Genomic DNA, 8,407 nt, shown 5'->3' on the forward strand with positions numbered 1-8,407 from the left:
CGCTGGCTCCCGTAACTGGCAGGCGTGAAGATACAAACGATAGATGGTTGCAGCCCGAAGCTAGGGCGCTGCCACCGCGCAGGAGGCGCAGGCATGATCTCGAAATATGCGATCGTCGTCGCGACGAAAGAGCAGGTATCCTCGGAGCTGGCCGGAGAGGCCGTTATTCTCAATCTGAAGAATGGCATGTATTACGGGCTAGACCCGGTGGGCGCGCGGATCTGGACGCTGATCCAGCAGCCCCGGTCGGTCGCCGCGCTCTTCGAGGTCATTCTGGCCGAGTACGATGTCGATCCTGGGCGCTGCGAGCGCGATGTGCTGGCGCTGCTCCGAGATCTGGCCGCCGCTGAGCTGATCGAAGTGAGCGATGTCGCGGCTGCGTAACTGGCTTGCTCTGCCGCTCGCCGACCGCTGGCTGCTGCTGTGGGCGTGGCTGCTGCTCGGCGCGATTCGGGTCGGGCTGTGGCTGCTGCCGTTTCGGACGGTTCAGGTGCTCGTGTCGGCGCGGCGCTTCCCCGCGCGATCGGATCATCCGTCGCGCGCCGCGATCGAGCGGATCGGCTGGGCGGTCGCTGTCGCCAGCGCGTACGTGCCGCGCGCGTCGTGCCTGCCGCAGGCGTTGACGGCGCAGGCGCTCCTTCGGCGGCAGGGCTATCCCGCGCAGGTGCGGATCGGCGTGGCACGGGCCGACGGGCGGCTTGAGGCGCACGCCTGGGCTGAGTGCGCGGGCGAGATCGTCATCGGCGGCTCGGCGGAAACACTGGCGCGCTATACTCCTCTGCCCTCACTTCCCATGGAAAGGCATCATGGTGCTAGCTAATCGGCATGTGCGGCTCCAGGCTAATGATCGCTGCGGCGCGTGGCGCACGCGCGGTGCCCGGAGGCGCTGGCTGTGAGCGCGATTGCCGCAGTTGTGCATTGGGATCAGCGGCCCGTCGATGCGCTGCTGCTCGACGCGATGAATCGCTGCATGTGCCGCCGCTGTCCCGACGGCGCGTGGAGCTGGGCCGACGGCGCGTTTGGGCTGGCGCAGGCCGATCTGGCGACGCTGCCCGAAGACGAGCCGGGCGTGCCCGTGGTAGCGGGCGAGCTGCGCATCGCCGCGAGCTGCCGGATCGATAATCGCGCCGAGCTGCGCCGGATGCTGCCGCAGCGCTATCTGCTCGACAGCAACACCGACGCCGCGCTGATTCTGTCGGCATATCTGGCCTGGGGCGAGGCCTGTGTCGAGCGGCTGATCGGCGATTTCGCGTTTGTGATCTGGGATGGCGCGCATCGCAGCCTGTTCGCGGCGCGCGATCTGTCAGGATCGCGTCAGCTTTTCTACTACGCCGACCGCGCGCGGCTGCTGCTGGCCTCGGATCGCATGCAGATCTTGCAGGACACGACCGTGCCGCTGGATGTGGACGAGGAGCAGGTCTTGGCCTATCTGACTCCGGCCTATCACTGGTATAACGGCTGGGATCAGGGCCTTTTTCGCGGCTTTCACGCGCTGCCCGCCGGATCGCTGCTGCGGGCACGGGACGGGCAGGTCGAGGTGCGCGCCTTCTGGCAGTGGCACGAGCGCGAGCCCGACCGGCGCTCGGAGCGTGAGATGCTTGAGCACTACCTGCACACGCTCGACGAGGCGGTTCGCTGCCGGCTGCGCAGCCGTCAGCCGCAGGTGGCGATCGAGCTGAGCGGCGGCCTCGACTCTCCGGCGGTCGCCAGTCTCGCGGCACGTATCGACCCCGATCAGCGACCGGATCTGCATGCGTTCTCGCTGGTCTTCGATACGGTGCCGGAGGTCGACGAGCGCGCGCGAATCCTGCCGGTGCTGGAGCGCTACCCGCTGCGCTCGCATATGCTGCCCGCCGACGATTTGTACGCGCCGCAGTTCATGGACCACCAGTGGACGCCCTACGGCATTCTGGGGCCGCAGGAGCTCTGCATGCCCCGCGCGGTGCCCCGGCTTTACGATGATGTCGCGGGCGCGGGCTGCCGCGTGCTGCTGACCGGCGATCTGGGCGATGCGCTCAACGGCGGCTCCGGGCTGGTCTACTTCGATCTGCTGCGGCGGCGGCGCTGGCCTGAGCTGGCGCGGCGGTTTGGCCTCGATCTGCAACACTCGTGGCGCGATGCGCTGCTCCGCCTGTGCGTCTATGGCGTCGCGCCGCTGGCTCCCATGCCGATCTTCGAGGCCGGGCTGGGCCTGTGGCAGTGCCGCAGGCAGGGCGTGGATGAGCTACCGCGCTACCTTCCGGCGCAGATTCAGCGTCGCATCCGTGAGGTCGATCGCGCGATCCGCCAGGTGCGCCAGACGCGCTTCCAGGTGCGCTGTCCGGTGGCGCGCAGCACGCTGGTGGATATTACGCCGCCGATGGTGCCGATGACCATGGCCTTTCCACAGCCGCTTGAGCGGCGGCATCCCTACGGCGATCGACGGCTGATCGAGCTGGTGCTGGCAATGCCCGCCGCGCTCAAGTGGGAGCCGACGGAGCGCGCCTTTTTGCGCGCCAGCCGCTGGCATCATCGCCGGGCGCTGGCAGGCATTTTGCCCGACGCCGTGCGCGTGGACAATGTCGGCGTGGATTTCTCTCCGGTGATCGACCGCTGCCTGGCTCCCACGGCGATCCGCGACTGGTTTGCGCGCAGCCCGGTCGTGCATATCTTCGAGCGCGGCTACGCGCAGCCCGCGCCCTTCTGGGAAGAGATCGAGCGCTCGGCGGGCGCGAGCAGCTACCTGATCGCGCTGCTGGGCCTTGAGGGCTGGTTCCGCGCGATCGATACCGGCGGAGCGATGCGCCAGCTGATTCCGCCGCGCAGCAGCCACATTCCAAGTGTCAAGTGTCAAGTGTCAGGTTCCAACCTCCAAGTTGCGAGTTCTTAGTTCCTGGGTCGTCCCTTTGTTCTTTGTGCGCCGCGCGCCATGCCCAAAGGATACCCACACGGCACCCGGTTCTTTGTTCTTCATAATCCATCATTCACCAGCCGGTCGAACCGGCGAGAAAGGACCAGACCATGCAGCAGCCACAGACCGATCAGACCGTTCCGGCTTCAACACCGGCTGAGCAGCCGACCGAGAAGCATCCATATCAGCCGCCTGAGCTGCGCTGCTTCGGCAGCGTCACGCAACTGACGCTCGGCACCGGCGGCATCCAGCGCGACGGTCGCGCCAACACGCGCAAGAGCTAACGAGTTTCTTGCCCAGGATGACTACCGCACGTTCGCGCCAGGCCGCGCCCGCTCCGGCCTACACCTACCAGGCGTACGGCCTGACGATCCGCTCGGATCTGGCACTGCCGGAGCTGATCGCCGCATCCGCCGCGACGGCTGATATTACGATTCGGCGCGGAGCGATTACCCGCCCATCGGGTATGGTCCGCAGCGGCGAGCGCTGCCTCTGGGCCACGCCCACCGAAGCCTGTTTGTTCTGGGCCGACGCCGGGACGATCCTGGTGCGCGACGGCGGCGAGATGATCGTCGAGCCTGTGGCGCGGGCGGACGAGCAGACGCTGCGGATCTATCTGCTCGGCCCCGCGCTGGGCGTGCTGCTCCAGCAGCGCGGCCTGCTAGTGCTTCATGCCAGCGCCGCCGCGATCGGGCAGCACGTCGTCGCGTTTGTGGGCGAGTCCGGCGGGGGTAAATCGACGACCGCCGCCGCGCTGCATGCCCGTGGACACGCCGTGCTGGCCGACGATGTGGCCGCGCTGCTCCTGCGCGAGGCCGCGCCGCCGCTGATCTTTCCGGCGATCCCACGGCTCAAGCTGGATGCCGCGCCCGCCGCCGCGCTGGGCTATCCCCCCACCGCTCTCTCCCGCTTCGATGCCGACGACGAGCGTCTGGCGTATCGCGTTGATAAGCAGTTCTCGAGCGCGCCGCTTGCGCTCAGCCGGATCTACGTGCTGGCGGACGGCTCGGCGGTGACGATCGAGCGCTGCCGCCCGCAGGAGTCGTTTGTCGAGCTGCTGCGTCACTCCTACGCGCTGCGGATCATCGGCGATCAGGGCGCGACGGCGGCACACTTTCAGTTGTGTGCTCAGGCCGCTAAGCAGGTGCCGGTCTATCGCCTGAGCCGACCCCACGCGCTGGCGGCCCTGCCCGATATGGTGCAACGCCTGGAAGCCGAAGCCACATCGAATACGTCTCGATAGACGAAGGAAGCGCCCGATGCAGACAACAAGGCCGCGTCAACTGGTTGCCCATCTCGGCTACGTGCCCCGCGCGCTGGGCCTGGTCTGGGCTGCGGCATCGGGCTGGACGCTGGCCTGGTGCGCGCTGCTGGTTGTGCAGGGCTTGCTGCCGGTGCTCACGGTCTATCTGACCCGCCATCTGGTCGACGGCGTCGTCGCGGCGGTGGGCGCGGAGCCGCGCATCACGCCCGCGATCATGCTCGTCGCCGGGCTGCTGATCGCGGGCCTGGTGCTGTCCGAGGTGCTTCAGAGCGTGCTCGAATGGGTGCGCGCGGCACAGGCCGAGCTAACGCGCGACCATATCAGCGCGCTGGTGCATGACAGGTCTGCGACGGTCGATCTGGCCTTTTACGAGTCGTCCGACTACCACGATCATCTGCACCGCGCGCGCGACGAGTCGGGCAGCCGTCCGCTGGCGCTGCTCGAAAGCCTGGGCAGCCTGCTGCAAAACAGCATCACGCTGGCGGCGATGGCGGCGGTGCTGCTGCCCTACGCGCTGTGGCTGCCGCTGGCGCTGCTGGGCAGCACGCTTCCGGCGCTGCTCGTCGCGCTGCGCTTCGACTGGCGCTACCACGGATGGTGGCAGCGCAGCACGGTGACGCGCCGCCGGGCGGACTATTACGACTGGATGCTGAGCACCACCGAGAGCGCGGCGGAGGTCCGGCTCTTTGGCCTGGGCGGGCATTTCCGGCAGGCGTATCAAACACTGCGGCGGCGGCTGCGCAGCGAGCGGCTTCAGTTGATCGAGCGCCAGATCCTGGCGCGGATGGGCGCTGGCGCTGCTGGCGTGCTGATCGGCGGCGCGGCGCTGGCCTGGATGGTCTGGCGCGCGATGCATGGCCTGGTGACGCTCGGCGATCTGGCGCTGCTCTATCAGGCGTTCCATCGCGGCCAAGCCCTGATGCGCGCGCTGCTGAGCGATGTCGGTCAGATCTACAGTAACAGCCTGTTTCTTGCCCATCTTTTCGCGTTTCTGGATCTCAAGCCGCAGATCGTCGATCCGCCGGTGCCCGCCGCGCCCCTGCAAACGCTGCGCAGGGGCATCGAGTTTCGCGATGTGACGTTTCGCTATCCCGGCAGCGAGCGCGCGGCGCTGTGCGATTTTTCGCTGAGCGTTCCCGCCGGTCAGATCGTGGCGATCGTCGGGGAGAACGGAGCCGGAAAGAGCACGCTGACCAAGCTGCTGTGCCGCTTTTACGATCCCGAAGCCGGTCGAATCACCTTCGACGACACCGATCTTCGCCAGTTTTCCGTCGCCGGGCTGCGCCGCATGCTGGCGGTGCTCTTTCAAATGCCGGTGCCCTACCATGCCACGGCCACCGAGAATATCGCGCTGGGCGACGTGGTGCAGCCGCCCGATATGGCCGCGATTGTCGGAGCCGCACGCAGCGCCGGAGCCGACGAGGTGATCCGCCGTCTGCCGCAAGGCTACGACACGCTGCTCGGCAAATGGTTTGCCGAGGGCACCGAGCTTAGCGGCGGCGAGTGGCAGCGTCTCGCGCTGGCGCGGGCGTTTCTGCGCTCGTCGCCGGTAATCGTGCTGGACGAGCCGACCAGCTTTATGGACTCGTGGGCCGAGGCCGAGTGGTTCGAGCGGCTGCGGGCGCTGGCAGCCGGGCGCACCGCGCTGCTGATCACCCACCGCTTTACGATCGCGATGCGCGCCGACATGATCCACGTCATGCACGAGGGCCGGATCGTCGAGTCGGGCAGCCACGCCGCGCTGCTGGCGCTTGGCGGTCGGTATGCCCAGTCGTGGCAGGCGCAGCTCACGGCCAGCCGCGACGATGAATTGGAAACGCACAATGAGTTTAGCGTGTTGCGATCGGTCGTGCGGTATGTCTAGCCTATCGACCGGCGCGGCGGTGACAGCGCTCACGCCTGAGGCGCGGCTGCTGCTGGCCTGCGCGCGCGCAGAGGCCGATGCCGCGCAGCGGGCGACGATTCGCGCGCTGCTGCGGGCGGAGATCCGCTGGACGCAGGTGATCGCGCTGGCGCAGCAGCACCGGCTGCTGCCGCTGCTGTCGCATCAGCTTCAGACGCTCGGTGCCGACGCGGTGCCGCAGCCGGTGCTCGATCAGCTTCGGCAGCAGGCAGCGCTCTCGGCGCGACACTCGCTCTTTTTGACCGGCGAGCTGCTCAAGCTGCTCGATCGGTTCAGCGCCCACAGCATCGAGGCGATCACGCTCAAAGGCCCTGTGCTGGCGACGGTCGCCTATGGCAATCTGGCGCTGCGCCAGTTCGACGACCTGGATGTGCTGGTGCGTACCCGCGATATGCTGCGCGCCAGGGATCTGCTGATCGCGCAGGGCTTCGAGCCGCTGGTGCAGCTGACCGAGCGGCAGACGGCCTCGTATCTCCGCTCGCAGTATGTCTATCCGCTCGTCTCCGCCGACGGCAGCACGATCGTCGAGCTGCACCACGATATTCGACCGCGCTACTTCGCCTTCCACGTCGATCCCGATCGGCTGTGGCGGCGGCTTGAGCCGCTGACGCTCGGCGGACGCGCGGTGCTGAATCTCGCGCCGGAGGATCTGCTGCTGCTGCTGTGCGTCCACGGCGCGAACCACTGCTGGGAGCGCGTCGCCTGGATCTGCGATGTGGCTGAGCTGCTGCGGGCGCGGCCCGGCCTGGACTGGAACCGTGTGCTGCGCGAGGCGCGGAGCAGCGGCGCGCAGCGCATGCTGCTGCTGGGGCTGCTGCTGGCCCGCGATCTCCTGGGGGCTGTCCTGCCCGATCAGGTGGCGGGCTGGATCGCCGCCGACGCTGCGCTGCCCTCCCTGGCGCGCGATGTCACTGCCTGGCTCTTCCGCGATGCCGCACCGCCGCTCACGGTCAGCACGCGGGCAGGCTTTCATCTGCGTGTGCGCGAGCGGCTGCGCGATCGGGTGCAGTACTGTGTGTATCTGCTGACCAGCCCGACGGAGGAAGATTGGACGGTGCAGCCGCTCCCGGCGGCGCTGTCCTTTCTGTACGCGCTGTGCCGTCCGCTTAAGCTGCTGGGCAGGTATGGCATGCGACCATTGAAAGACCTGATCGGGAGGCAGGACTACTAGGCTATGGCGAAGATCGGGGTTGCTGCTACCATGGTCGCGGCTTTCGCCCGCAATCTGACACACGTTGCCGGAGTGCTCCCGATTGTCGCTCGGCAGGCGATGATCGCGCGCTACCTCTCCGCCGGTCTGCTCAAGCGATGCTGAGATTCATGGCCCTGGCTGGATCAGCTATGGCCTCTCTATCCGCGCTACGTCCAAGAAAAAAGAAAGAGAAACGATCATGCAATGTCTGGGTCGAAGCACATCATTCCGCTTAAGTCTATTGATGATCCTGGCGCTAGCTGCGATTGGCGTTGCCGCCGATCGTACCTCGGCTGCGGTAGAGCCGCCCCGGCGCGCGCTGCCGACACGCCATCCGCGCGTGCAAGCGCCAGCGCCAGCGCTCAACGTCGTTGAGGGACCGTCCGCTAAAATCTTCGAGTATAGCGTGCCTACCGCCAACAGTGGTCCGCTGGCGATTGCGGCGGGCTCCGACGGCGCGCTGTGGTTCACCGAGGCCGACGGCAACAAGATCGGGCGGATCACAGCGGCGGGCACGATCACCGAGTATCCGATCCCCACGGCGAACAGCGAGCCCTATGGTATCACGGCGGGTCCCGACGGCGCGCTGTGGTTTGTCGAGCTGGCTGGCAACAAGATCGGGCGGATCACGACGGCGGGGGCCATCACCGAGTATCCGATCCCCACGGCGAATAGCGCGCCCTACGGCATCACGGCGGGTCCCGACGGCGCGCTGTGGTTCACCGAGGTCAACAAGATCGGGCGGATCACGACAGCGGGCGCGGTGACGGAGTTCACGATCCCCACGGCGGGCAGCGACGCATCCGGCATTACGACAGGTCCCGACGGCGCGCTCTGGTTTACGGAGTTCAGCACCAACAAGATCGGGCGGATCACAACGGCGGGCGCGGTGACGGAGTTCACGATCCCGACCGCAGCCAGCCAGCCGCTCGGCATCACGGCGGGGCCAGATGGCGCGCTCTGGTTTGTCGAAGGCGCTGGCAACAAGATCGGGCGGATCACGACAGCGGGCGGGGTGACGGAGTACACGATCCCCACCACCGATAGCCAGCCGTTCGAGATCGTCGCGGGTGCTGGCAATAACCTCTGGTTTACGGAAACCGATAAGATCGGCCAGATCACGACGACAGGGACAATCACCGAGTATCCGATCCCAAC

8 protein-coding genes are annotated in these 8,407 nt (G+C 67.3%); all 8 read left to right on the forward strand.

Annotated elements, in window-relative coordinates; translation table 11 throughout:
• Nucleotides 1-93: 93 nt before the first annotated feature.
• Nucleotides 94-384: a PqqD family peptide modification chaperone gene (locus VFZ66_26515; protein ID HEX6292766.1), complete on the forward strand. Its 291-nt coding sequence runs from the start codon at nucleotides 94-96 to the stop codon at nucleotides 382-384.
• Entirely contained in the window at nucleotides 368-820 is a 453-nt protein-coding gene (locus VFZ66_26520) for a lasso peptide biosynthesis B2 protein (GenBank protein ID HEX6292767.1), read from the forward strand. Before VFZ66_26515 ends, VFZ66_26520 begins: the two co-directional genes overlap by 17 nt.
• Nucleotides 821-892: 72 nt before the next feature.
• Complete coding sequence (locus VFZ66_26525; GenBank protein ID HEX6292768.1) at nucleotides 893-2,869, forward strand: asparagine synthase-related protein; 1,977 nt, start codon at nucleotides 893-895, stop codon at nucleotides 2,867-2,869.
• Between the two features lie 131 nt (nucleotides 2,870-3,000).
• Nucleotides 3,001-3,174 (forward strand): hypothetical protein, encoded by a 174-nt coding sequence (locus tag VFZ66_26530; GenBank protein HEX6292769.1) that lies wholly within the window; start codon nucleotides 3,001-3,003, stop codon nucleotides 3,172-3,174.
• A gap of 17 nt (nucleotides 3,175-3,191) precedes the next feature.
• Nucleotides 3,192-4,133, forward strand: a complete 942-nt coding sequence (locus VFZ66_26535) for a hypothetical protein (GenBank protein HEX6292770.1) — start codon at nucleotides 3,192-3,194, stop codon at nucleotides 4,131-4,133.
• Nucleotides 4,134-4,149: 16 nt separating this feature from the next.
• Nucleotides 4,150-6,018: an ABC transporter ATP-binding protein gene (locus VFZ66_26540; GenBank protein HEX6292771.1), complete on the forward strand. Its 1,869-nt coding sequence runs from the start codon at nucleotides 4,150-4,152 to the stop codon at nucleotides 6,016-6,018.
• Complete coding sequence (locus tag VFZ66_26545; GenBank protein ID HEX6292772.1) at nucleotides 6,011-7,228, forward strand: nucleotidyltransferase family protein; 1,218 nt, start codon at nucleotides 6,011-6,013, stop codon at nucleotides 7,226-7,228. The genes VFZ66_26540 and VFZ66_26545 overlap by 8 nt, the downstream gene beginning before the upstream one ends.
• 220 nt (nucleotides 7,229-7,448) lie before the next feature.
• On the forward strand, nucleotides 7,449-8,407 hold a 959-nt coding region (locus tag VFZ66_26550), incomplete at its 3' end, for a hypothetical protein (protein HEX6292773.1).

It is taken from the genome of Herpetosiphonaceae bacterium, from assembly GCA_036374795.1.
In the GTDB taxonomy this organism is placed as follows: Bacteria; Chloroflexota; Chloroflexia; order Chloroflexales; family Kallotenuaceae; genus LB3-1.

Coding starts and splice junctions, on each gene's coding strand:
- VFZ66_26515 (HEX6292766.1), top strand. CDS start 94: ATGATCTCGAAATATGCGATCGTCGTCGCGACGAAAGAGCAGGTATCC.
- VFZ66_26520 (HEX6292767.1), top strand. CDS start 368: ATGTCGCGGCTGCGTAACTGGCTTGCTCTGCCGCTCGCCGACCGCTGG.
- VFZ66_26530 (HEX6292769.1), top strand. CDS start 3,001: ATGCAGCAGCCACAGACCGATCAGACCGTTCCGGCTTCAACACCGGCT.
- VFZ66_26535 (HEX6292770.1), top strand. CDS start 3,192: ATGACTACCGCACGTTCGCGCCAGGCCGCGCCCGCTCCGGCCTACACC.
- VFZ66_26540 (HEX6292771.1), top strand. CDS start 4,150: ATGCAGACAACAAGGCCGCGTCAACTGGTTGCCCATCTCGGCTACGTG.
- VFZ66_26545 (HEX6292772.1), top strand. CDS start 6,011: ATGTCTAGCCTATCGACCGGCGCGGCGGTGACAGCGCTCACGCCTGAG.